At 73.7% G+C, this 22,466-nt stretch carries 22 protein-coding genes and 1 pseudogene; 11 read left to right on the top strand and 12 right to left on the bottom strand.

Annotation, left to right across the window (positions count from 1 at the left end; translation table 11 throughout):
* Positions 1 to 44: 44 nt before the first annotated feature.
* The 4 genes from ABTX81_RS11895 to ABTX81_RS11910 form a co-directional block, all read right to left on the bottom strand.
* Positions 45 to 1,112, bottom strand: coding sequence for a dehydroquinate synthase/iron-containing alcohol dehydrogenase family protein (locus tag ABTX81_RS11895; RefSeq protein WP_350543417.1), 1,068 nt, complete (start codon positions 1,110 to 1,112; stop codon positions 45 to 47).
* 249 nt (positions 1,113 to 1,361) lie between these two features.
* Positions 1,362 to 1,778 carry a hypothetical protein gene (locus ABTX81_RS11900; RefSeq protein WP_350543419.1) on the bottom strand — a complete coding sequence of 139 codons (417 nt, stop codon included), beginning with the start codon at positions 1,776 to 1,778 and terminating at the stop codon, positions 1,362 to 1,364.
* The gene (locus ABTX81_RS11905; protein ID WP_350543421.1) at positions 1,775 to 2,479 is read right to left on the bottom strand and encodes a cupin domain-containing protein; all 705 of its coding nucleotides are present in this window, start codon (positions 2,477 to 2,479) and stop codon (positions 1,775 to 1,777) included. The genes ABTX81_RS11900 and ABTX81_RS11905 overlap by 4 nt, the downstream gene beginning before the upstream one ends.
* Positions 2,472 to 3,818, bottom strand: a complete 1,347-nt coding sequence (locus ABTX81_RS11910) for a sedoheptulose 7-phosphate cyclase (protein WP_350543423.1) — start codon at positions 3,816 to 3,818, stop codon at positions 2,472 to 2,474. Before ABTX81_RS11910 ends, ABTX81_RS11905 begins: the two co-directional genes overlap by 8 nt.
* A 237-nt stretch (positions 3,819 to 4,055) precedes the next feature.
* On the opposite strand from ABTX81_RS11910, the gene ABTX81_RS11915 reads away from it, so the two are divergent.
* The 7 genes from ABTX81_RS11915 (at position 4,056) to ABTX81_RS11945 (ending at position 12,421) form a co-directional block, all read left to right on the top strand.
* Positions 4,056 to 5,417 (top strand): phosphoribosyltransferase family protein, encoded by a 1,362-nt coding sequence (locus ABTX81_RS11915; RefSeq protein WP_350543425.1) that lies wholly within the window; start codon positions 4,056 to 4,058, stop codon positions 5,415 to 5,417.
* Between the two features lie 331 nt (positions 5,418 to 5,748).
* Positions 5,749 to 6,963 (top strand): 4-hydroxyphenylpyruvate dioxygenase, encoded by a 1,215-nt coding sequence (gene hppD, locus ABTX81_RS11920; RefSeq protein ID WP_350543427.1) that lies wholly within the window; start codon positions 5,749 to 5,751, stop codon positions 6,961 to 6,963.
* A gap of 126 nt (positions 6,964 to 7,089) precedes the next feature.
* Complete coding sequence (locus ABTX81_RS11925) at positions 7,090 to 8,292, top strand: homogentisate 1,2-dioxygenase (protein WP_350543428.1); 1,203 nt, start codon at positions 7,090 to 7,092, stop codon at positions 8,290 to 8,292.
* Positions 8,289 to 9,143 (top strand): hypothetical protein, encoded by an 855-nt coding sequence (locus ABTX81_RS11930; RefSeq protein WP_350543429.1) that lies wholly within the window; start codon positions 8,289 to 8,291, stop codon positions 9,141 to 9,143. The genes ABTX81_RS11925 and ABTX81_RS11930 overlap by 4 nt, the downstream gene beginning before the upstream one ends.
* The gene (fahA, locus tag ABTX81_RS11935) at positions 9,140 to 10,360 is read left to right on the top strand and encodes a fumarylacetoacetase (RefSeq protein WP_350543430.1); all 1,221 of its coding nucleotides are present in this window, start codon (positions 9,140 to 9,142) and stop codon (positions 10,358 to 10,360) included. The genes ABTX81_RS11930 and fahA overlap by 4 nt, the downstream gene beginning before the upstream one ends.
* 138 nt (positions 10,361 to 10,498) lie before the next feature.
* A complete protein-coding gene (locus tag ABTX81_RS11940; protein ID WP_350543431.1) occupies positions 10,499 to 11,533 on the top strand; it encodes an enoyl-CoA hydratase/isomerase family protein in 1,035 nt (344 codons plus the stop codon).
* Positions 11,534 to 11,641: 108 nt separating this feature from the next.
* Positions 11,642 to 12,421 carry an enoyl-CoA hydratase gene (locus ABTX81_RS11945; protein ID WP_350543432.1) on the top strand — a complete coding sequence of 260 codons (780 nt, stop codon included), beginning with the start codon at positions 11,642 to 11,644 and terminating at the stop codon, positions 12,419 to 12,421.
* A gap of 42 nt (positions 12,422 to 12,463) precedes the next feature.
* Here the strand turns inward: ABTX81_RS11945 and ABTX81_RS11950 are convergent, their stop codons facing one another.
* The 5 genes from ABTX81_RS11950 to ABTX81_RS11970 form a co-directional block, all read right to left on the bottom strand.
* Positions 12,464 to 13,576, bottom strand: coding sequence for a methyltransferase domain-containing protein (locus tag ABTX81_RS11950; protein ID WP_350543433.1), 1,113 nt, complete (start codon positions 13,574 to 13,576; stop codon positions 12,464 to 12,466).
* Positions 13,577 to 13,584: 8 nt separating this feature from the next.
* Positions 13,585 to 13,719: a hypothetical protein gene (locus ABTX81_RS11955; protein ID WP_350543434.1), complete on the bottom strand. Its 135-nt coding sequence runs from the start codon at positions 13,717 to 13,719 to the stop codon at positions 13,585 to 13,587.
* A 234-nt stretch (positions 13,720 to 13,953) separates the two neighbouring features.
* A complete protein-coding gene (locus tag ABTX81_RS11960; RefSeq protein WP_350543435.1) occupies positions 13,954 to 15,459 on the bottom strand; it encodes a tetratricopeptide repeat protein in 1,506 nt (501 codons plus the stop codon).
* 40 nt (positions 15,460 to 15,499) lie between these two features.
* Positions 15,500 to 16,048 carry an ATP-binding protein gene (locus ABTX81_RS11965; RefSeq protein ID WP_350543436.1) on the bottom strand — a complete coding sequence of 183 codons (549 nt, stop codon included), beginning with the start codon at positions 16,046 to 16,048 and terminating at the stop codon, positions 15,500 to 15,502.
* A 104-nt stretch (positions 16,049 to 16,152) separates the two neighbouring features.
* Complete coding sequence (locus tag ABTX81_RS11970; protein WP_350543437.1) at positions 16,153 to 17,337, bottom strand: helix-turn-helix domain-containing protein; 1,185 nt, start codon at positions 17,335 to 17,337, stop codon at positions 16,153 to 16,155.
* An 84-nt stretch (positions 17,338 to 17,421) separates the two neighbouring features.
* Between ABTX81_RS11970 and ABTX81_RS11975 the strand changes: the two genes are divergently transcribed.
* From ABTX81_RS11975 to ABTX81_RS11980, 3 genes and pseudogenes are all read left to right on the top strand, one after another.
* A complete protein-coding gene (locus tag ABTX81_RS11975; protein ID WP_350543439.1) occupies positions 17,422 to 17,979 on the top strand; it encodes a flavoprotein in 558 nt (185 codons plus the stop codon).
* Between the two features lie 201 nt (positions 17,980 to 18,180).
* Positions 18,181 to 18,282: pseudogene (locus ABTX81_RS39630) on the top strand (NUDIX hydrolase); the annotation flags it as partial.
* A 245-nt stretch (positions 18,283 to 18,527) separates the two neighbouring features.
* Positions 18,528 to 19,283 (top strand): methyltransferase domain-containing protein, encoded by a 756-nt coding sequence (locus tag ABTX81_RS11980; protein WP_350543441.1) that lies wholly within the window; start codon positions 18,528 to 18,530, stop codon positions 19,281 to 19,283.
* A 28-nt stretch (positions 19,284 to 19,311) separates the two neighbouring features.
* Here the strand turns inward: ABTX81_RS11980 and ABTX81_RS11985 are convergent, their stop codons facing one another.
* The 3 genes from ABTX81_RS11985 to ABTX81_RS11995 form a co-directional block, all read right to left on the bottom strand.
* A complete protein-coding gene (locus ABTX81_RS11985; RefSeq protein ID WP_350543443.1) occupies positions 19,312 to 20,142 on the bottom strand; it encodes an APH(3'') family aminoglycoside O-phosphotransferase in 831 nt (276 codons plus the stop codon).
* 132 nt (positions 20,143 to 20,274) lie between these two features.
* On the bottom strand, positions 20,275 to 20,787 hold the full coding sequence (locus ABTX81_RS11990; protein WP_350543445.1) for a hypothetical protein: 513 nt from the start codon (positions 20,785 to 20,787) through the stop codon (positions 20,275 to 20,277).
* 85 nt (positions 20,788 to 20,872) lie between these two features.
* On the bottom strand, positions 20,873 to 21,484 hold the full coding sequence (locus ABTX81_RS11995) for a CGNR zinc finger domain-containing protein (RefSeq protein WP_350543447.1): 612 nt from the start codon (positions 21,482 to 21,484) through the stop codon (positions 20,873 to 20,875).
* Between the two features lie 104 nt (positions 21,485 to 21,588).
* Between ABTX81_RS11995 and ABTX81_RS12000 the strand changes: the two genes are divergently transcribed.
* Positions 21,589 to 22,437 (top strand): SDR family NAD(P)-dependent oxidoreductase, encoded by an 849-nt coding sequence (locus ABTX81_RS12000; protein WP_350543449.1) that lies wholly within the window; start codon positions 21,589 to 21,591, stop codon positions 22,435 to 22,437.
* The last annotated feature ends 29 nt before the right edge of the window (positions 22,438 to 22,466 follow it).

Below are 22,466 nucleotides of genomic sequence, written 5' to 3' on the forward strand. Positions count from 1 at the left end.
CCGGCCGCCGCCCGGCCACGGCCCGGGGCCGTGTCCCCGAGGGCTCACCGCGCACCCGGGACCACCGGGTCCCGGACGGGTCCGGCGGCGGCGGTGCGGCTGCGCGGGACGCCCGCCCCGGCGAGGTCGCCCAGTCCCTCCACCGCGGCCCGCAGCACCGCGGCGTCCACCGGGGTGAGCAGCCTGCCGTCGGCGCAGTACGGGCGGCCGGGCTCGGCGAGGAGCAGCAGCCCGGGCGCGGTCGCGGCGACCAGCGCGGCGGTCAGCCGGTCGGGGTCGACGCCGCCGGGCAGGGCGGTCGCCGAGCCGTTGCGGGCCAGCAGGTCCCGGTGGGCCCAGCCGGTGGCCCCGGCCGCCACGCCGAGGCGCACCGCCACCCGGGCGGCGAGCAGCAGGCCGAGCGCCTCGGCGTCGCCGGGCGCGAGGGCGGGGCCGGCGACGGCCCGTACGGCGGCGGCGAGGCTCCGGCCGTAGCCGAGGGCCAGCGCGGGGCCGGTCTCGTCGGGGTCGAAGCACACCAGGACGGCGCGCGCGTCGGCGCACAGGGCGAGCAGCGCGGTGAGCGTCGAGGCGTCGTAGCGGGCCTCGGGGTGGAGCAGGGCGGCGAGCATCGGGTACTGGGCGGGGCAGACGGCGAGCACATGGCGGACGACGGCGACCATCCCGGCGCGGGTCAGGCCGGCGGGGCGGGCGGCGAGCAGGTCGGCCCGGACCCAGACCAGCGCGGTGGGGACGGGGCGGTGCAGGGCCAGCGCGGGGCCGCAGGCGGCGGCCAGGTCGGTGGGCACCCGGACGTCGGCCGGGAGCCCGCAGGCCCGCTCGCCGCCGACGGCGACGACGACGGTGCGGCCGGCCCCGGTGGGGGCGGTGGCCGGCGGCCCGTCGCGCAGGTCGTGCGCGGTGGTGGGCGCCAGCCCGGCGGCGAGCGCGTGGACGCGGGCCGCCTGGTCGGCGGGCGCCGTACCGTCGGTCACCACGAGGAACCGGTCGGCCGCGAGCGCGGCGAGCCGCACCCCGAGTTCGGCCCAGGACGGCTCGCCGGCGCGCACCGCGAGGAAGACCTGCGCGGCACCGGCCTGGATCCGCCGGTCGAGCCGGACACTGCGACGCATGGTGGCCTCCTGCCGTCCGGACCGCCCGGACCCTCCGGACCGTTCGAACGGCTCCACGCTGCGCCGCCCACCGCCCCGCCCGCCTGAGCCGCCGGCCCCCACCGCGTCCCGCGCCCGCGCCCGGGACGGTCCGGGCGGGGACGCGGGGCGCGGTGGGGCGGCCGTGGGGCGGCCTCGGGGCCGGCCTGGGACGTCCTGCCCGGCACCGCGGTTCCCCGGCGGCACGGCCGTTCCCCTCCGGTACGGCCGCTACCGCCGCCCGCCCGCCGGCGTCGCCCGCCCGCCGGCCTCCGGGCGGCGTTCCGGCAGGGCGGTGCTCACGTGTTCCGGCAGGACGGTCAGGCAGAGCAGGTCCGCGCCGAGCGGGCCGCCGTGCAGATGGACGGATTCGCCGCGCGGCGCGAGCAGCAGGGTGCCGCGCTGGAGCAGGCGCAGCGGTTGGTCCGGGCAGTCGACCAGGACGACGGGCCCGCGCAGCACGTACCAGGCGGCCTCGGTGGCGTCGCGGCCGGTGAGGTCGTAGCAGGCGCCCGGGCCGAGGCTGACGTGTTCGAAGGCCTCGCACTCGCTGTGCAGCATGCCGCGGCGGGCGAGGCAGCGGGTGCGGATCCGCTGGGCGCCGGGGCCGACGAGCAGGCGGGGCCCGGCGGTCGGGGTGACGATCATCGCGGCCCACCGCCCCCCGGCACGAGTTCCGCGTGCAGGTAGACGAGCCCGCCGGCGCCGGCCGCGAGGTCGAGCGCGGTGCCCAGCGGCAGGGTGAACGCCGTGCCGGGGCGCAGCGGCACCCGGAGGCCCCCGGTGCCCGCGCGGCCGGTGCCGCCGATCACGAAGGCGGTGTGCTCGACGCCGTCCGCGAGCAGGAAGTCGCCTTCGCCGGTGGCGAGTTCGACGTGCCGCAGCAGGCACAGCGGTCCGCCGAGGACGGCGGACGGGTCGAGCGGGCCGGCGCGCCGCAGGTCGCGGACGACGGTGCTGCCGACGCGGCGGCCGGGGTCCGGGGCCGGCGGTCCGGCGGGCAGTTCGATCACCAGCCACTCCAGCGGCCCGGCCCCGGTGTTGCGCAGGCCGTGCCGGGTGCCGACGGCCGTCAGGACGGCGTCGCCGGCGCGGACGGCGTGCGGGCGGCCGTCGAGGGTGACCTCGCCCTCCCCGGTGAGCAGCACGTACACCTCGCGGGTGCGGGTGTGCAGGTGTTCGCCGCTGACCCCGCCGGCCGGGACGCGAGCCCATTCGACGGCCTCCCAGTCGCCGGTGAGTCCGGCGCGGCGGGCGAGGCAGGTCCACTGGGTGGTCCCGGCCGCGCCGTGCACACCGTGGACGTCGGCGGGCGCGGTGGTGTCGGCGATCACGACGGCGCTACGCACGTGTCCCACTCCCCACGGCCGCGCCGGCGTCCTCGCCGGCCGACCAGATGCGCAGCCGGCCGGCCGCGGCGGCGAGTTCGGCCGTGTCGAGGTCGTCGACGAAGACGCCCGCGCCGATCCCGCGGGGCAGCGGCAGCCGTTGCCTTCCGTCGCGGTGGCGGACCGTGTCGGCGAGCGCCTCGCCGAGCGTGACCGGCTCCATCAGCGGGTGCCAGACGGGCAGTTCGAGCCGGCGCATCAGCCGCAGGATCCGTTCGGTCTGCCCGTCGTCGAGCAGGCCGCGGCGCCGGGCGACGACGGTGGTGAGCGCCATGTCGACGCAGACCGCCTCGCCGTGCAGGAGTTCGGGCAGCGCGCGCATCTCGACCGTCGGGCTGAACGAGTGGCCGTAGTCCATCAGGCGCTCCAGGCGGTGCTCCCAGAGGTTGGGCTGGAGTTCCTGGAGCATGCCGTGGACGGCGCGGCCGAGGACGGCGGCGCCGGCGCCCGGGGACTGGAAGCCGGTGTCGAGCAGGTCGCGGCCGTGCCGTTCCAGCAGGGCGAACAGGTCCGCGTCCTTGATCAGCGCGATCTTGAGGATCTCGGCGAGGCCGTTGCCGATGTGGCGCCGGTCCAGGGTGGCGAGGAAGGCCGGGTCGAGCAGGGTGTCGACGGCGGGGTGGTAGGTGCCCAGGCGGTTCTTGTGGCGGCCGTGGTTGACGCCGGTCTTGGCGCCGACGCCCGCGTCGACCAGGCCGATCAGCGTGGTCGGGACGCGCACGAAGGGGGTGGAGCGGCGGTAGAGGCTGCAGGCGAGGCCGACGACGTCGGTGAGCACGCCGCCGCCGACCGCGATCACCGGTTCGCCGCGGCGGGAGATCCCGAAGGAGTCCATCCGGTCGGCGACCTGGAACACCGCGTCCATGGTCTTCACCTGCTCGTGGGCGAGCAGGACGTGCGTCTCGTACGCGACGCCCCTGGCGTCGAGGTAGCGGCGCAGGCGGTCGCCGTGCAGCTCGTGGACGCGGGCGTCGACGACGACGAGCCGGCGTCCGGGCGGGCCGCCGGCCGCGGCGAGCGCCGGGTTGTCCGGGTCCAGCACGCCGGGGGTGAAGCGGACCCGGTAGCTGACCGGCAGGGCGGTGGCGACCGTCCAGCCGGTGGCGGGGGCGCCGTTCACCGGGTCGCCGGTGGCGTGCAGGCCGTGGTCGTGGTCGTGGTCGTGCGCGCCGGGCCCGGACGCGGGCGCGGGCGCGGCGGACCCGAGGGAAGCGGCGGAGGCCGCGGACACGGCGGAGGCCGCGGACACGGCGGAGGCCGCGGTCACGGCGGAACGGTGCTGGGGGTGGGGGATGGACACAGGTCGGCTCCTTCGGCGGGGCTGCGGGTCGAGTCGGCCGGCCCGGTGGCTGAGGGAGCGACCACCGGGCCGGTGTGCACCACGCTGGACCGCCCGCCGTCCCGGACGCACGGGCGGCCGGACCCATCCGCGTCCCGGCCCCGCCCGGGACCGCCCCCGCCGAGCCCCCGGGGCCCCCGGGTCCGTTCGCGCCACGCGCCGCCCCGGCGACGTACGGTGGAGAACGGAGGCCGAACCATGCACGCCACCGGTACCCACTTCTCCGACCGCACCGACGCGGGCCGCCGGCTGGCCGCCCTGCTGGACCACCTGCGCGGCCCCGGCACCGTGGTGGTGGCCCTGCCGCGCGGCGGTGTCCCGGTGGCCGCCGAGGTCGCCGCCGCGCTCGGCGCGCCGCTGGACATCTGCGTGATCCGCAAGCTGGGCGTCCCGTACCAGCCGGAGCTGGGCATGGGGGCGATCGGCGAGGACGGGGTGCGGGTGATCAACGACCAGGTGGTGCGGCCCGCCGGGGTGACGCCGGAGCAGCTGGCCGCCGTGGAGGTCCGCGAGCGGGCGGAGCTGGAGCGCCGGGCGCGGCGCTACCGGGGCGGGCGCCCGCCGGTGGACCTGCGCGGGCGGACGGTGGTCGTGGTCGACGACGGCATCGCCACCGGCTCGACCGCCCGGGCGGCCTGCCTGATCGTGCGGGCGCGCGGCGCGGCGCGGGTGGTGCTCGCCGTGCCGGTGGCGCCGCGGGACTGGACGGAGCGGCTGAGCGGGGTCGCCGACGAACTGGTGTGCGTGGGCACGCCGTCGCCGTTCTTCGCGATCGGCGAGTTCTACGCGGACTTCACGCAGACCGAGGACGCGGAGGTGCTGCGCCATCTCGCCGCGGCCCGTGCCGCCGGGGCGGGGTCCGACGACGGGGCGGGGTCCGACGGCGGGGCGTCCGCGTCCGACCGCGAGTTGACGCTGCCCGCCGCCGGCGTCCGGCTGACCGGCCGGCTGACGGTCCCCGCCGGCGCCCGCGGCGTCGTGGTGTTCGCGCACGGCAGCGGCAGCGGCCGCCACAGCCCCCGCAACCGCCGGGTGGCCGAGTTCCTGAACCGCTCCGGGCTCGCCACCTTCCTGTTCGACCTGCTCACCGAGGACGAGGAGGAGGACCGGCGCAACGTCTTCGACGTCGAGCTGCTGGGCAGCCGGCTGACGGACGTGGCCCGCGCGCTGCCGGCCGAGCAGGCCCGCGCCGACGGGGGCCCGTACCTGCCGCTCGGCCTGTTCGGCGCGAGCACCGGGGCCGCCGCCGCGCTGTGGACGGCCGCCCGGCTGGGCGACGGCGTGGGCGCGGTGGTCTCCCGGGGCGGGCGCCCGGACCTGGCCGGGGAGGGCGCGCTGGCGGCCGTGCGCGCCCCGACGCTGCTGATCGTCGGCGGCCGGGACGAGGCGGTGACCGACCTGAACCGGCGGGCGCGCGAGCGGCTGCGCTGCGAGAGTGAGCTGGCGGTGGTCCCGCACGCCGGTCACCTCTTCGAGGAGCCCGGAACGCTGGACCGGGTCGCCGAGCTGGCCCGCGACTGGTTCGACGGCCACCTCGTCCCGTGCGGGCCGCCCGGCTGAGCGGCCCGAACGACCCGAACGGCCCGAACGACCCGAACGGCCGCAATCCTCCGACCGACCCCCGCCCTGACCAGCGCACTCGCCCGATCCGGGCCGATACGCAGAACTCGTGAAACCCCCCGGATCCACCGAACATTCTGCACAGCCCGACCAGCGATTTCCTGATCACCTTGTACACATTGAACAGTGAAAACCCGATCTGTTGCCCAATCCGCCCGACTGGAGCAAGCTCAGCGCTCAGCCGCCCGCACCGGCCCCCACCCCGACCCCGCGGAGCGGCCGCCTCAAGCGGATGCCTCAATGCCGAGGCCTCAATGTGGAGGAACGACCGATGACCCCGCAGTCCCACGCCCTTGAGCTGACCCCCGAGGAGCGGGAGGCCGGTCTCGACGCCGAGCAGCTGCGCCGCCTCGTCGGCCTCGTCGAGCACGACCCGGCCGCCGACCCGTTCCCGGTCACCGCGCAGGACGCCGTCGTGTTCGTGGTCGGCAACGCCACCCAGACGGCCCAGTTCTACCAGGCCGTCTTCGGCATGGAGCTGGTCGCCTACTCGGGCCCGGAGACCGGCCGCCGCGACCGCAAGGCCTTCGTGCTGCGCTCCGGCTCCTGCCGCTTCGTGATCAAGGGCGGCGTCTCCCCGGACAGCCCGCTGCTGGACCACCACCGCCGCCACGGCGACGGCGTCGTCGATCTGGCCCTGGAAGTCCCGGACGTCGACAAGTGCGTCGCGCACGCCCGCGCCCAGGGTGCCACGATCCTGGAGGAGCCGAACGACGTCTCCGACGAGAACGGCACCGTGCGCCGCGCCGCGATCGCCACCTACGGCGAGACCCGCCACACCCTGGTCGACCGCTCCCGCTACACCGGCCCGTACCTGCCCGGCTACATCGTCGCCAAGAGCAAGGTGCAGCACCCGGAGGGCTCGCCGCGCCGCCTGTTCCAGGCCCTGGACCACGCGGTCGGCAACGTCGAGCTCGGCAAGATGGACGAGTGGGTCACCTTCTACAACAAGGTCATGGGCTTCGTGAACATGGCCGAGTTCGTGGGCGACGACATCGCCACCGACTACTCCGCGCTGATGTCCAAGGTCGTCGCCAGCGGCAACCACCGGGTGAAGTTCCCGCTCAACGAGCCGGCCGTCGCCAAGAAGAAGTCGCAGATCGACGAGTACCTGGAGTTCTACACCGGCGCGGGCTGCCAGCACATGGCGCTGGCCACCAACGACATCCTCACCACCGTCGACGTGCTGCGCTCGCGCGGCGTCGAGTTCCTCAACACCCCCGACTCGTACTACGACGACCCCGAGCTGCGCGAGCGGATCGGCAAGGTCCGGGTGCCGATCGAGGAGCTGAAGAGCCGCGGCATCCTGGTCGACCGCGACGAGGACGGCTACCTGCTGCAGATCTTCACCAAGCCGATCGGCGACCGTCCGACCGTCTTCTACGAGTTCATCGAGCGGCATGGCTCGCTCGGTTTCGGGAAGGGCAACTTCAAGGCGCTCTTCGAGGCCATCGAGCGCGAGCAGGAGCGCCGCGGCAACCTCTGAGGCCGGGCCGCGCCCCCCGGGGCGCGGCAGCCACCGCGGCGGCCACCGCAGTGGCTGCCACCGCAGAAGCCGTAGCAAGCTCAAGGCAGCTCTGGGCCACAGGAAGGTCCGGGAGGAGCAGGGACGATGGCGTACTACCGGCAGCTGGGCAGCATCCCGCCCAAGCGGCACACGCAGCACCGCACACCCGAAGGCGGGCTGTACTACGAGGAGTTGATGGGCGAGGAGGGGTTCTCCTCGGACTCCTCGCTGCTCTACCACCGGGGCATCCCCTCGGCCGTCGTGAACGCCGTGCCGTGGGAGCTGCCCGACCAGTCGACGGTGCCCAACCATCCCCTGCTCCCCCGCCACCTCAAGCTGCACGAGCTGTTCGCCGGCCAGGAGTGGAAGTCCGCGGACGTCGTCGCCGGGCGCCGGCTCGTCCTCGGCAACGGCGACGTGCGGATCTCGTACGTCGCCGCCGGGGCGCCGAGCGAGCTCTACCGCAACGGGCTCGGCGACGAGTGCGTGTACGTGGAGTCCGGCTCCGGCACCGTGGAGACGGTCTTCGGCGCGCTGGAGGTCGGCCAGGGCGACTACGTGGTCATCCCCCGGGCGACCACCCACCGCTGGGTGCCGGCCGGCGACGAGCCGCTGCGCGCCTACTGCATCGAGGCGAACAGCCACATCACCCCGGTCAAGCGCTACCTCTCCAAGTACGGCCAGCTGCTGGAGCACGCGCCGTACTGCGAGCGGGACCTGCGGGGGCCGTCCGGCCCGCTGCTGGCCGAGGACGCCGGGGACGTCGACGTGCTGGTCAAGCACCGCGGCCCGAACGGCATTTCGGGCACCCGGTACACCGTGCCGCACCACCCGTTCGACGTGGTCGGCTGGGACGGCTGCCTGTACCCGTACGCGTTCAACATCCGGGACTTCGAGCCGATCACCGGGCGGATCCACCAGCCGCCGCCGGCCCACCAGGTGTTCGAGGGCAACGGGTTCGTGATCTGCAACTTCGTTCCGCGCAAGGTGGACTACCACCCGCTGTCGATCCCGGTGCCGTACTACCACGCCAACGTGGACAGCGACGAGGTCATGTTCTACTGCGGCGGCGACTACGCGGCGCGCAAGGGCTCGGGCATCGGCCAGGGCTCGATCTCGCTGCACCCGGGCGGCCACACCCACGGCCCGCAGCCGGGCGCCTACGAGCGGTCCATCGGCGCGGAGTTCTTCGACGAGCTCGCGGTGATGGTGGACACCTTCCGCCCGCTGGAGCTGGGCGAGGGCGGCCGGGCGTCGGAGGACTCCGGCTACGCCTGGACCTGGGCCGGCCGGGGGCCGCGGCAGTGAGCGCCACCCTCACGGTCCCCCCGCTGTTCCAGGGGCTGTTCGACGACGCGGCGGTGTTCCCGCCCGGGAACCTTCCGGTCGCCGAGGCGGTGCCCGCGCACCGCGCGCACCGCACCGCCTGGTACGCCGCCGCGGTCGGCCCGTTCCTCTGCGGGGCGGGCCGGCTGGGCGAGTTGGCGGCCGCGGCGCAGGGCCCCGGACCCGTTCTCCGGGTCGGGCTGGTGCTGCCGGGGGGCAGCTCCGAGCTCGGCCCGGCGCTGGCCGCCGCCGCGCCCTTCGAGGTGGCCGGCGTCGAACTCGCCACCCGGGACGCCCGCGAGGCGGTCGCCGCGCTCGACCTGCTGCTGCCGGCCGACGTGCCGGCGGCCGTCGAGCTGCCGCGCGAACTGCTGCGCGGCGACGGCCTGGACGAGGTCCTGGACGTGCTGGTCGACAGCCCGTACCGGGCCAAGTTCCGCACCGGCGGGATCGTCGCCGGCGCCTTCCCGGACGAGCGGGAGCTGGCCGGCTTCCTCACCGGGTGCGCGCAGCGCGGCCTGCCGTACAAGTGCACGGCCGGGCTGCACCACGCCGTCCGGCACACCGATCCGGCGACCGGCTTCGAGCACCACGGCTTCCTGAACGTGCTGCTGGCCGCGCAGGAGACCGACCGGACGGCGGCCGCCGAGGTGCTCGCCGAGCGCTCCGGCGAGGTGCTCGCCAAGGCCGTCCTGTCACTGACTGACCGTCAGGTCACGGTGATCCGCAACTCGTTCACCGCGTTCGGCACCTGTAGCATCGCCGAGCCCCTGGACGACCTGGCCGCCCTCGGCCTGCTGTCGCCCGATCCGACGCCCCAGGAGGACCGTTGACCACCCCCCGCAGCTGGCTCGCCCCCGCGAACGACTCGCCGTTCGGCCTGCACAACCTGCCGTACGGCGTCTTCACGGCCGGCGACCGGCCGGGCCGGCGGCGGATCGGCGTGCGCGTCGGCGAGTTCGTCCTGGACGCCGGCGCCGCCGCCCGCGCCGCCGGGGAGCCCTCGGTCCTGCTCGACGCGGACTCGCTCAACCCGCTGCTGGCGGCGGGCCGTCCGGTGTGGACCGAGGTGCGCGCCTCGCTCACCCGCTGGCTGAGCGAGGAGTCCCACCGGGACGCCCTCACGCCGCTGCTGCTGCCGCTCGCCGAGGTGGAACTGCACCTGCCGTTCGAGGTCGCCGACTACGTCGACTTCTACGCCTCCGAGCACCACGCCACCAACCTGGGCCGGATCTTCCGCCCCGGCTCGGAGCCGCTCACCCCCAACTGGAAGCACCTGCCGATCGGTTACCACGGCCGCTCCGGCACCGTGGTGATCTCCGGCACGCCGGTGGTCCGCCCGCACGGGCAGCGCAAGGCGCCGGCGGACGCCGTTCCGTCCTTCGGCGCGACCCGCCGGCTGGACATCGAGGCCGAGGTCGGCTTCGTCGTCGGCGCGCCCTCCGCGCTCGGCACGCCCGTCCCCCTGGACCGCTTCCGCGAGCACGTCTTCGGCGTCTGCCTGGTCAACGACTGGTCCGCGCGCGACATCCAGGCCTGGGAGTACGTGCCGCTCGGCCCGTTCCTCGGCAAGTCCTTCGCCACCTCCGTCTCGCCCTGGATCGTGCCGCTGGACGCCCTGGAGCACGCCCGGGTCACCCCGCCGGCCCGCGACGTCGAACCGCTCCCCTACCTCGACGACCGCGACGGCGAACCCTGGGGCCTGGACCTCGCCCTGGAGGTCCGCCTCAACGGCCACACCGTCTCCCGCCCGCCGTTCGCCTCGATGTACTGGACGGCCGCCCAGCAGCTCACCCACATGACGGTCAACGGCGCCTCGCTGCGCACCGGCGACCTGTTCGCCTCCGGCACCGTCAGCGGCCCCGAGCCCGAGACCCGCGGCGCGCTGATCGAGCTCACCTGGAACGGCGAGAACCCGCTCAAGCTCCCGGACGGCTCGACCCGCACCTTCCTGGAGAACGACGACGAGGTGGCCATCACCGCCACCGCCCCCGGCCCCGACGGCACCGTCATCGGCTTCGGCGAGGTCACCGGCCGCATCGTCCCCTGAGGCCCCCTGAACCATTTTCACCCGCCGGACGAAGGGCGGCCCCGGTCACCGGCCGGTGCCGCCCTTCGTGCTTGTCTTGAAGCCTTGAATCTTGAAGTCTTGAGTACAGCCGGTCGAGAACGAACGGGAGTGGGGACGATGGCGGACGAGGTGCGGGCGTCGCGGGACGGCGGGGTGGGACGGATCGTGCTCGACCGGCCGCGGGCGCTCAACTCGCTGACGCACGGCATGGTCGTGGAGCTGCGGGCGGTGCTGGAGCGGTGGGCCGGGGACGACGCGGTGCGGGCGGTGGTGCTGACCGGCGCCGGCGAGCGCGGCCTGTGCGCGGGCGGCGACATCCGGACCATGCACGACGACGCCAAGGCGGGCGGCGCCGGGACGCGCGCGTTCTTCCGCGACGAGTACCGGCTGAACGCGCTGGTCTCGCGCTACCCGAAGCCGTACGTCGCGGTGATGGACGGCATCACCATGGGCGGCGGCGTCGGGGTCTCCGCCCACGGCTCGGTGCGGATCGTCACCGAGCGCTCGGTGGTGGCCATGCCGGAGACCCGGATCGGCCTGGTGCCGGACGTCGGCGGGACGTGGCTGCTGTCGCGCGCGCCCGGCGAGCTGGGCACCCACCTGGGGCTCACCGCCGCCTCGATGACCGCCGGGGACGCGCTGCTGTGCGGGTTCGCCGACAACTTCGTGCCGTCGGCGAGCCTGCCCGCGCTGCTGGCCGGCCTCGCCGACGCGCCGGTCGACGAGGTCCTGGCCCGGTACGCGGAGCCGGCCCCGGCCGCGCCGCTCGCCGAACAGCGCGACTGGATCGACGCCTGTTACGCGGCCGACAGCGTCGAGGAGATCACGGCGCGGCTGGTGGCGAGCGGCGTCCCGGCGGCCAAGCAGGCCGCCGAGGAGCTGGCCGAGCGCTCGCCGACCATGCTCAAGGTCACGCTCGCCGCCCTGCGCCGGGCCCGGACGCACGGCTCCCTGGACGAGAGCCTGACGCAGGAATACCGGGTGTCCTGCGCCGCGCTGACCCACCACGACCTGGTCGAGGGCATCCGCGCGCAGGTCGTCGACAAGGACCGCGACCCGCACTGGTCGCCGGCCACCCTCGCCGGGGTCGGCGAGGGGGCGGTCGCCGCGTTCTTCGAACCGCCGGCCGGCGGGGACTGGTCCGTCGCCTGACCTGCGAACGGGTGACGACCGTCTCGCGGACCGAGACTGGCGCGAGGCGGGCCGGTTCGTAGATCGTGGGGTCCGTCAGAGCGCGCAACCGAATGGGAGTCAACGGCGATGACCGAGACCTACGAGACGATCCTGGTCGACCGCAAGGGCCGGGTCGGGCTGATCACGCTCAACCGGCCGGAGGCGCTGAACGCGCTGAACAACCAGCTGATGAACGAGGTCGTGGCCGCCGCCACCGCGTTCGACCGCGACCCGGAGATCGGCTGTCTGGTGATCACCGGCTCGGCGAAGGCCTTCGCGGCCGGCGCCGACATCAAGGAGATGCAGGGCAACGAGTTCCCGGACGTCTACCTGGACGACTGGCTGGGCCCGTGGGACCGCCTGGGCCAACTGCGCAAGCCGGTCGTCGCGGCGGTGGCCGGCTTCGCGCTCGGCGGCGGCTGCGAGCTGGCGATGCTCTGCGACATCCTGATCGCCGCCGACACCGCGAAGTTCGGCCAGCCGGAGATCAAGCTGGGTGTCATCCCGGGCATCGGCGGCTCGCAGCGCCTCACGAGGGCCGTCGGCAAGGCGAAGGCGATGGAGCTGTGCCTGACCGGCCGGATGATGGGCGCCGAGGAGGCCGAACGGGCCGGCCTGGTCTCCCGCGTCGTCCCCGCCGACGACCTCCTCGCCGAGGCCGTCGCCACCGCCGAGAAGGTCGCCGCGATGTCCACCCCGGCCGCGATCATGATGAAGGAGAGCGTCAACCGCGCCTTCGAGACCACCCTCGCCGAGGGCGTCCGCTTCGAACGCCGCCTCTTCCACGCCGCCTTCGCCACCGCCGACCAGAAGGAAGGCATGGCCGCCTTCGCCGAGAAGCGCCCCGCCGAGTTCAAGCACCGCTGACGCGCCGGCGGGAGGCCCCCGGGCCACCGGGGGCCTCCCCGCTCACGTCCGGACGGGCTGTGCGGGCACGTCCAACCAGGCCCGCTGCCCCTGCGCACCGACGGTCAACCCGAACCGCTCGGGCCCCGGCCGGTCCCGCTCCTCCCACCAGCGGTGGGCCTCCTCCACCTCGTCCCAGAGCCGGCGCGGCCCGTACTGCCACACGGCGCCGTCGTCGTCGACGGCGGCCCAGCACCGGGCATCGGTGGTCGCCACCCAGAGCCGGGCGGCGTCCTCCTCCCAGGCGGTCCACACATCGCCGAGCCGGAGTCCGAGGGCGAACCGGGCCTCCCACGCGTCTCCGGTGACCAGCCGCGGGGAGAGCGAGGCGCGGCTCTCGGCGGGCACGTGCTCGTCGCGGACGACGTCACGGAAGATCCGCAGGTCCTGGCGTTGGGTGCGCATCAGCATGAACGCCGAGTGCGGGCTGAACCGCCCTTCTGCCTGATTTCTTCCGACCGTGAGCCTGAGCAACCCCCAGCAGATCATCGGGTTGTCCCACGGCGTCAGGACGATGCCGCCGGGCCTGGTCTGCTCGATCCACGCCCACGGCACGCGGCGCACCGAGCAGGTGGAGACGACCCGGTCGTAGGGCGCGCGTCGGCTCCACCCGTCGGCGCCGTCCCCGCAGATGACCTCCACGCCGCTCAACGCCTCTCCTGCCTGCCTCGCGACGTCGGCATCGATCTCGACCGACACGACGTTCCCCGCCCCGACCCGGTGGGCCAGCAGCGCCGCGTTCCACCCGGTCCCGGTGCCGACCTCCAGCACCCGCATGCCCGGCCGGACGTCGAGGTCGCACAGCATCCGCACGACGACCGAGGGCGCCGAGGCGGAGGAGGACGGCCACGCGTCGGCCGATGCCCGGCCGTCGTTCAGCTGGGTGACGAGCGGTACGTCGGCATGGGCCGCGTCGAACCATCGCAGGTGGTTGTCCTGGAGATCACACGGCTCGTAGCCGCCCTGGCCGTTCTCCAACCAGATCCGCTCCGGCAGGAAGCGATGCCGTGGGACGGCTTCGAGCGCTTCCTGCCACTCGCGGGGAACGGGGCCGCCGAACGCTTCGCCGACGGCCCGGAGCAGGCCGCGCACGGCGGCCTGCTCCGGTCGATGCACGGAGTCCGTCACTTCTTGTCGTCGTCCTTCTTATGCTTGGGCTCGGGCAGCGGCTGCGCACCGTCCGGCGACGACTTGGCGGTGTCGGGGTCCTTCTTGCCCCCGTGCTTGCCGCTGCTGTTCTTGTCGGTTCCCCAGGCCATGGGGGTCTCCTTCGTGTGGTGCTGCGCCTACCGGTCCGGCGGGCGGGGCGTGGGCGGGTTCGCGGGCTTCGGTCCGGGGGGCTTCTGGTCGGGCGTGGGCATGGGTGCGTTCCTCCTCTCAGTGCGAGCGGTTGATGAGCACCAGGGCGGTGGCGATGAGGTGCAGGAGCGCCGCCACCGACACTCCGCAGGCGGCCCAGAGCCGGTCGGAACCGTCCTCCTCGGAGCCGTCGTTCACGTCCGGCTCTGGAGGTCTCGAAGAGCGGCGGTGACCTTGGCGTGGTCGGCGGGACTGTGGCGCTCGTAGAGAGTGGCGGCGTGGCGGAGCAGCGTGATCGCGTTGCCGGTGTGGCCGCACTGTTTGTCGATGTCGGCGATCCACGCCAGGGTGCGGGCCTCCCACAGCCGGGCTTCCTGCTCGCGGAAGCCTTCCAGGGCGGAGGTGAGGACCGGCCGGGCGTCCTTGAGGCGGCCGTCGGTGGCGAGGATGCGGCCGCGCCATGCCCGGGCCTTGTGGGAGTTGAGGGGGTCGCCGGTCGCCAGGAGGCCGCGCTCGGCGACCGAGAGCCGGTCGGCGACGGTCGCGGTGCCCTCGCCCAGGTCGGCGTCGGTGAGGGCCAGTTCGAGGTGGGCGAGGGCCGCGCCACGGTGGCGGCCGAGGTCGAGGTAGAGCCTCCGGGCCCGGTCGAAGTGCTGGCGGGCGAGGACGTGCGCGGCGCCCTGGCGGTAGGTCGCGCCGAGGCCGTAGTGGTGCTGGGCGATCCCGGCGCGGTCGCCGGTCTCCTTGGCGGTGGCGAGGGCCTGATGGCAGTCGGCCAGTGCCTCGGGGATGCGGTCGAGGGCGCGCAGGACGGTCGCACGGGCGCCGAGCAACTCGCGGTAGAGGCGTCGTTCGGTGTCGTGGGCCGGGGTGCCGAGGGCGGTGAGCGCGCGGTCGTGGTGATCGAGCCACTCGCGGTAATGGCGGGTGCGAAGGTAGTACGGCCAGGCCGCGAAGACGAGGAAGGGGACGATCCCGGGGTGGTGGCCCTCGGCGGCGGTCAGCGCGGCGTCGAGGTGGGCGCCGCGTAGGCGGAGGAAGTCGAGCGCCTGGCTCGCCGTCGTGATCCCGATGCGATGCGGCGGGGGGAAGGCGAGGGGCGCGTCGAGCGGGTCCCGGTAGGGGACGGCCAGGCGGGCGGCAGCTGTGGTCTCGGCGGTCAGCCAGTCGAGGGCCCGTCGGATCGCGATAATTTGCTCCTCGCCTGCGAGCGAAGCGGCGTGCGCGCGGGCTCCCGAGGAGACGAACTCCCACCGGCCGCCGTCCGTGACCGGGGCGCACAGTAACCGTGCCTTGGCAAGGTCGCTGAACGCGCTCGCGGCCGCCGCCGGGTCGAGCCCGGCGGCGGCACCGGCCATCGCGAGGTCGATGGTGAGGTCTGCGCTGGGCAGCAGGGCGGCGATCCGATAGATGCGGGCTGCTTGGGTGTTGAGGGCGCTGTAGGTGTCGGCGAAGGCGGCGGACACGGCGGTCTCCGTGTTGGTGCGGGGTGTCGGGTGGACGGTGGCGCCGGCCAGGACGAGCGCTTGCGGTATGCCCTGGCAGGCTGCGGTGAGTTCGGCGATGCGAGGGCGCGGTAGGGAGCCGACAATGCTGAGGAGCAGCTCTCGGGAGGCGTCGGCGGACAGCGGGCCGAGCCGGTGGTGGCGTACGCCGGCGGCGATGAGTTCCGGCAACGCCCGCCGCGCGGTGATGATCACGGGGCTGGAACCGGAGGGGATCAGCCGCGTTCGACCGAGGTCAGACCGCGATCTGTGCGGCGTCCAGCAGTGCGGCGCCGGCCTCGGGGGCGGGGCGCGGGCTGATCACGGCCCAGACCCTCTTGCCGGTCCGGTGGAGTTCGTAGCCATTCGCCTCGGCGTACGCGGTGATCAGCTGGAGCCCGCGCCCGGACTCGTCACCGGCGTCAGCCTCCCGCATCACCGGGGTAGCGGTGCTGCTGTCCGTGACCGTGACGGCGACACGGTCACCGTCCAGCCACATGTCCACCTCGATCAGCCCGAGGCGGGGCCGACCGTAACGGGCAGCATTGGTCACCAACTCCGTGAGGACCAGGACCACGGCGAACGTCTGGTCACCGTCCGGATCGAGCCCCCACGCGCGGAGAACACCAGCGACATTGACCCGAAGGCCGGGGACGGCGGCAGGCTCACGGTCGATCGACCAGGAAGCCTGCGGCAAGCCGTACGGGGCTCGCGGACAGCGTTCCGCCCCGGCCGTCGCGACCACCGACGTGATGTGCCGTCGGGGCTCCGCATCACCGCGGACGTTGTCGGAAGCGACGTTCATCAGTACGTCTCCATGGCTTGGCCGGCTCGTTGCAGAAAGCATCGCCACTGGAGAAGGGCCGGACTATCACTCCTCAGTGATAGTCCGGCTCCATTGAGTGATCATCAGATTCCCACCCAGTGCGCCATGCCGGTCAGCGTGCCCGGTGTGGTCCGGTGCGCCGAGACGAGGCCGGTGATCGTCTCGCGCACCATCGGGTGATAGCGCATCTGCTGGGGGGCGAGCTCCCGGGCGCGCTGAAGCGACCTCAACGATGCTTCCGCCCGTCCGATCCACAGCTGTGCGCGCGCCACCTCCGCGATGTGGGCAGCAGCCCGCGAGGCCGGCCAGTCCTCCGAGATCCGGACCTCCTCGGCGACTCGGACCGCTTCCGCGTACTTGTACTGCTCTGCGAGCGTCGCCACCCGGTGCACGGCCACGTTCGTCGGGCCGAATGAGAGCCAGTGCACTCGGACGGCTTCGCCCGTCGCCTCGGAGAGCCGGGCCGCCTCCGACAAGTGCCCGGCTGCCGTGTCGCCGTCACCCGAACGCGCGGCCAGCATGGCGGCCCCGAGATGGAGTTGCCCGACTGCGACATCCCGGACCGGGCCGACGTTGGCCTGTTCGAGGGTGGCCATCCCGACACCGACCAGTCGCCTTCCTAGGTCGAACTGGCCCGAGCGGAGATAGAGGATCGAACGAAGATATTGGCGGATTCCGACGAGAATCGGATCGGATGCGCGCTCGGCGGCCCATGCCATCCGGTCCAGCGCGACGACGCAGAGGTCGCTGAAGCCCAGTTTCGTGGTGATGTCGTAGGCCGTGCGGTACGTGCTCGCCAGCACCTGCCACGCCTTCTCGGACGGGTATGAGTGCGCAGCCGTCGTGACCTCTGCCATCAGGCCCGGCAGGGCGCGGGCCGCGTCCTTGATGCGGGTCTCACGGACGAGGGCACACAACTGTTCGGCGGCGGCGTGCAGTTCGTCCACCGGCCGGGGATCGACATCGGGATCGGCGCCGAGGTCGTAGAGGTCCAATGCTTCGCGGATCGGCTGGATCAGCACGTCCAACTCGTCCTGGCGAAGCTCGGTCAGGTACGGCTGGCCGGTGAGGTCGGCGGTCTGCACGAACAACGCCCGCGCGACGGCGGCGATCACGGCCGGCGTGGCCGGCTTGGCACCCTGCTCGACCTTGGTCAGCATGCTGTAGGAGATGTGGGCACGGGAGGCGAGTTCGCGCTGGGTCAGACGGCGGAGCTTGCGGTAGTGCGCGATGCGTTCGCCGATGTGCTCGGAGGTGTGCCTGGGCATACTGGTACTCCGTTCGTAGCGACCAGTGCGGACGATACCTGCCGATGCGGCCGGGACGTGCCATCACCGTAAAGGAGTTCAGGCTTGGCCGAGCAGCACGAGCCGTTCCTCTACGTCGTCGTCTGCGCCTCCGGCGTCGCCGACGGGGTCGGCGAACTGATCACCGCCGCTCACGCCGAAGGCTGGCGGGTCGGGGTGATCGCCACACCCAACGCGCTCGCGTTCCTCGACCAGACAGCCGTCGAAGCACAGACCGGCCACCCGATCCGCTCCGCCTGGCGCACACCCGGCAGCCCCCGCCCGCTGCCACCGGCGGACGCCATCGCCGTCGTCTCCGCCACCTTCAATACGATCAACAAATGGGCCCAGGGCATCGCCGACAACCTCGCCCTCGGCATCCTCTGCGAGGCCTACGGGCTGGGCGTCCCCGTGGCCGCCCAGCCCTACGTCAACTCCGCCCTCGCCGCCCACCCCGCCTACGCCGAGAGCCTGGCCCGCCTCCGCTCCATGGGCGTCCTCATCAGCGACCACCCGCCCCACCCACCCAAGTCCGGCGGCGCACGCGACCAGTACGACTGGACCCATGCCCTCGAACTGCTCAGGCCTGTGAGGATTTCGAGCCAGGAACAACGTGGTCAGTGATCCCACCCGCGTCGACCACTCGGCTGTGTGAGGATCGGGCGAATGGAGACGAATGTGATCGAGCTGCACCACTACGAGAAGGCGGCGCTGCCCGAGGGCTTCCGGCAGCTATTGCTCGGCGTCCACATGGAGCACTTGCCGTGGCCCTGCCCCTGAGCGTCAGCTACTACACCGCCGACCACCTGCCCGCCGTCGAGCGCGGATCGGATGGCAGAGGTGTACGCCATCCGCGTCCTGGACGCCCTACGGGGCGACGCGGCACCGGCCGTACGGACGCACGACGGCCGCCACCTCAGCGGGTGACGGGTCCTCGGTCATCGCATGGACAAGGGCGGCTTCGCCGGGAAGGCGCTGTACGCGTACCGCTGCTCCTGCACTCCTCGCGGCTGGGCCGGGCTGCTTCGGTGGTGTGGAGTCGAGTCGGTGGAGGCCACGATTCTCGATACCCCGACCGAGGGGCACATCGGTACGCTGATCTTCGCGGGCGGGACACCGAGAGCCTGACCGGCGGACCCGCCGGGCGGGCGGGGTCGGGGAGGGGAGAGCGAATGTCGGACGCCGATGAGCTGATCCACGAGTACCTGGTGGATTCGGCGGCGGTGCGCGAGGGCGGGTGCGTCGTCGATCTGGGGTGCGGACGAGGTCCCACCCTCGCGGCCTTCGCGCGCCGGCTGCCCGGCGCCCGGCTGATCGGCTTCGACCGGTCGGCGGAGAGCGTCGAGGCCGCCCGAGGCCTGTTGGCGGACCACGAGGGCGGCGCCGAGATCGAGGTGGCGGATCTGGCCGAGCCACTCCCGTTGCCCGACGACAGTGTCGATGCCGTGGTCTCCTACAACGTCCTCGAATGCCTTCCGGACCCTGCCGCCTCCCTTGCCGAGATCGCGCGTGTCCTCAGGCCCGGCGGCCGGGCGGTGGTGGCGCACGTCGACTTCGATTCCCTCGTGATCGCGGGCGCCGGCCGCGACCTCGACCGGCGGGTCTGCCACGCCTTCACCGACGACCAGCAGCCGTGGATGGACCACGTGGACGGAAGGATCGGGCGCAAGCTGCCCGGCTTGGTGCAGGACTCGCCGCTGCTGGTGGAACGGGTCCACCCGTTGGTGACGAGCTCGACCGAGCTGAGCGGTCATGCGCGCCGCCGGATCGAGGGCATCCGGCATGCGCTGACCAGTGCCGCGTCGGAGGGGCGGGGGACGGTGTCCCTCGCGGACATCGAGACCTGGCACGAGGCGCTGCAACTCGCCGCGGATCACGGGCGCTTCTTCCTCGCCGAGACCGCGGTGGTGGTGACGGCCCGAGCCTGACCCCGGTCGCGGGGTGCGGCGCCGCCGGTCAGCCCCAGGTGAGCGGATCCAGGCCGAGGTAAAAGCGCAGGCGGTCGTGGTCCAGGGGCATGCCGTACCGGTCGGCGAACGCCGTGTCCGCCGCCTGCGCCTGGACCTCGTCCGTCCAGGTCTCCCGGGCGTTGGCCAGGAGCAGCGCCAGGTCGGCGTGGCGGTCGGCCTGACCGAGACGCCCCAGGTCGACGAATCCGGACACGTCCAGGGTCCGTGGATCGAGCACGATGTTGGGCAGGCAGAGGTCCCCGTGGCAGACGACCGTGTCGGCGCTCTCCTGGACCAGTCGTCGGGGGACTTCCCGGGTGACGGCGGCCAGCAGCTCCGTGGGAGGAGTCCGCCGCTGCTCGTCCGGGAGGAACTCCGGGTTCACGGCGTCACGGACCACCACGTCCCGTGCCCGGGCGACCATGCTGTCCAGGCGCCGGCCGAACGGGCAGCTCCGCACCGGGAGTTCGTGCAGCCGACGGACCGCCTCCGCGATGCGGCCCCAGGCGCCGCGCAGGTCCTCGGGTGCCACCTGGTCCGCGGGTACGCCGGGGACGGCGCCGGTGACCAGGCAGGCTCCCGCGTCGCCGTCGTACCAGTCGAGCACGCGCGGGCCGGGAACGCCCTGGCCGTCCAGCCACGCGATCCGGTCCCGCTCGGCCGTCAGGTCGGCTGCGCCGGCGGCGGGTACGCACTTGGCGTACCTGGCGGCGTCGGCGCTGCGGAAGACGAGGGCACCCGACTCGCCGGTGGTGACAGGCAGCCATGCGCCGCCGATGCCGAGCAGCGCCGGCGAGACGGATCCGGGTGCGGGGGTGGATGCGGCGCGACCGTCCATGGCGACCACTCCAGTCAACTCGGTTCGGGTGCACCGGTGTCCGCTCCGGATGCTGCGGGATGGCCGCGGCCGGCTGCCATGACCACCGACCACCGACCACCGACCACCGTGAGGACTTCTACCTTCGCACGTTCAGGCGCCGGGTACCGGGTCGCCAGGGATGTCGCCGGCGAACAGCCACGGATCGCCGGGCTTCGCGGGCTTGCTTACGACGACCCGCAGAACGGTGTCGTCGCCACCGTCCGGGTCGACCAGGAGCGCACCGGCGGCGTGGAGTTCGTGCACCGCGTTCCGCACGTCCGACCCCTCGGCCGCGCCGCCGATCACGCTCGCGAGTTCGTCGGCGGGCAGGTCGCCGATGCTGCCGTCCGGGTGGCGCAGCCGCAGGCTGCCGCGGTCCAGGGCCATGTCCAGCCACGCGGCCTGCAGTGGGACCTTCGGCCCGTAGGCGGGGCGCAGCCGGGCCAGTCGCCGCATGAGGTCGACGGCCCGGGGGCTGAGCCTGGGGTCGGCGGCGGCCCGTTCGGGGTCGAAGCCGGCGGCGGGGGTCATCCACTCGTCGTAGCCGGGCGGCCGGAGCTGTTGCAGGGTGTACTCGACCGGTCCGCGCTCGCGGCGTGGCTTGCCCGGCTTCCTGCGTCCCATCGGCTGGTGTCCTCTCCGTCGTGCTGCGGTGCCGAGACCATTGAACGCCACGATGCGGACCGCCCGCCGGAGCACTCCCCGATGGTCACGCCGGGGGTGGCGCCTGGACCTCCTGGCGTTGCCGCCGGCGGTAGTTGCGCATGGACACCTGGGAACCGCAGCCGGGGCTGCAGTACAGGCCGCCCCCGTTGCGGGTGCGGTCGAAGAAGCCGAGATGGCACGGGGGGTTCCGGCAGGCCTTGACGCGCCCCCAGTCGCCGCTCTGGGCGAAGGTCGTCACGGCGGCCAGCACGGTTCCGAACACCCGCTCCACCCCCGCCTGCGGCGACGCCAGTTCGACACCGCCGGCCGTGACCACCGTCGCCAGCGGGTGGAGCGCGCCGGCGCGCCGCAGGTGCCGCTCGGCGCGCCGCAGCGGCTCGCCCCGGCCCTCCTCGTCGCCCGCGTGCGCGAGCAGCACGGTCACCAGGGCGTCGCGCAGTTCGCGCGCGGCCGCCGCGTCGGCATCGGTCACCACGCCCGCGTCGTCGAACGCGTCGCACGCCGCCAGCCACGCCGCGAACGCGTCCCCGTCCCCGAACAGTTCCCGCCCACCCGCTCCGTCCGCGCGCGTGTTCACGAACGCGAGCACGGTCTCCACCGCCGGTGTGACGGTCCGCGGGCTGGGCTTGGGGGATCCGGATGCCGCGCTGCTCATGGCCTCACCCTACAGCAAAAGGAACAGGTGCTAATTCGAGTAGCGGGCAACCAAGAGCGCCATCAGCCTTGACCCGTTGCTTTCTAACTCACTACGGTCGCAACATGAACGGAATACCCAACCAGCAGACCCGCCCCCGTGTCTGGCTGATCACCGGCGCGACGTCCGGCATCGGCCTCGAACTGACGCGCCAGGTGCTCGAAAGCGGCGACCCCGTCGCGGCGCTCGCCCGCGACACCGCCCCCCTCGACCGGCTGGCCGAGGCGCACGGCGAGCGCCTGCTCCCCGTCCGGGCGGACGTGCGGGACGAGCAGGCCGTCCGCGAGGCGGTGGAGCGCGCGCTCACGCGGTTCGGCCGGATCGACGTGGTGGCCAACAACGCCGGCTACGGACTGTTCGGAGCCGTCGAGGAGGCCTCCGACGCGCAGGTTCGCGCCGTGTTCGACACCAACGTCTTCGGAGTCCTCAACGTGCTCCGCGCGACACTGCCGGTGCTCCGCGCCCAGCGCTCCGGGCACATCCTCCAGGGCTCGTCCGTCTACGGGCAGTCCGCCCACCCCGGCGTGGGGCTGCTGGCCGCGACCAAACACGCGATCGAGGGCCTGTCCGACGCCCTGGTGGCCGAGGTCGCACCGCTCGGCATCAGGGTGACCGTCATCCAGCCCGGGATGACCGCGACCCCCTTCCTCGCCAACCTCGACGTCGCGGCCGGCCTGGCCGACTACGACCGGACCGTCCGCGAGGTCCAGAAGGGCATCGGAGAGCTGCCGGCGTCCGCGTTCTCCTCGGCGGCGCGGGTCGCCGAAGGCATCCGGGCCGCGGTCGACAGCCCGAACCCTCCGCTGCGCCTGGCCCTCGGTACCGCCGGCGCCACGGGCATGCGTACCGCGCTGGAGGCGCGCCTCGCCGACCTGGACGGCTGGAAGCAGGTGACCGACGCCGTCGACCGGTAGTCACGTCCCGTCGGCCGCAGGGTCGCTGA

Source organism: Kitasatospora sp. NPDC097605, assembly GCF_040302725.1.
Lineage (GTDB): Bacteria > Actinomycetota > Actinomycetes > Streptomycetales > Streptomycetaceae > Kitasatospora.

Bases quoted from the DNA above. Each gene is read 5' to 3' on its own strand.
- ABTX81_RS11900 (WP_350543419.1), bottom strand. From the start codon at position 1,778: ATGATCGTCACCCCGACCGCCGGGCCCCGCCTGCTCGTCGGCCCCGGC.
- ABTX81_RS11925 (WP_350543428.1), top strand. From the start codon at position 7,090: ATGGCGTACTACCGGCAGCTGGGCAGCATCCCGCCCAAGCGGCACACG.
- hppD (WP_350543427.1), top strand. From the start codon at position 5,749: ATGACCCCGCAGTCCCACGCCCTTGAGCTGACCCCCGAGGAGCGGGAG.
- ABTX81_RS11965 (WP_350543436.1), bottom strand. From the start codon at position 16,048: ATGAACGTCGCTTCCGACAACGTCCGCGGTGATGCGGAGCCCCGACGG.
- ABTX81_RS11995 (WP_350543447.1), bottom strand. From the start codon at position 21,484: ATGAGCAGCGCGGCATCCGGATCCCCCAAGCCCAGCCCGCGGACCGTC.
- ABTX81_RS11895 (WP_350543417.1), bottom strand. From the start codon at position 1,112: ATGCGTCGCAGTGTCCGGCTCGACCGGCGGATCCAGGCCGGTGCCGCG.
- ABTX81_RS11970 (WP_350543437.1), bottom strand. From the start codon at position 17,337: ATGCCCAGGCACACCTCCGAGCACATCGGCGAACGCATCGCGCACTAC.
- ABTX81_RS11990 (WP_350543445.1), bottom strand. From the start codon at position 20,787: ATGGGACGCAGGAAGCCGGGCAAGCCACGCCGCGAGCGCGGACCGGTC.
- ABTX81_RS11915 (WP_350543425.1), top strand. From the start codon at position 4,056: ATGCACGCCACCGGTACCCACTTCTCCGACCGCACCGACGCGGGCCGC.
- ABTX81_RS11955 (WP_350543434.1), bottom strand. From the start codon at position 13,719: ATGGCCTGGGGAACCGACAAGAACAGCAGCGGCAAGCACGGGGGCAAG.
- ABTX81_RS12000 (WP_350543449.1), top strand. From the start codon at position 21,589: ATGAACGGAATACCCAACCAGCAGACCCGCCCCCGTGTCTGGCTGATC.
- ABTX81_RS11980 (WP_350543441.1), top strand. From the start codon at position 18,528: ATGTCGGACGCCGATGAGCTGATCCACGAGTACCTGGTGGATTCGGCG.
- ABTX81_RS11945 (WP_350543432.1), top strand. From the start codon at position 11,642: ATGACCGAGACCTACGAGACGATCCTGGTCGACCGCAAGGGCCGGGTC.
- ABTX81_RS11940 (WP_350543431.1), top strand. From the start codon at position 10,499: ATGGCGGACGAGGTGCGGGCGTCGCGGGACGGCGGGGTGGGACGGATC.
- ABTX81_RS11985 (WP_350543443.1), bottom strand. From the start codon at position 20,142: ATGGACGGTCGCGCCGCATCCACCCCCGCACCCGGATCCGTCTCGCCG.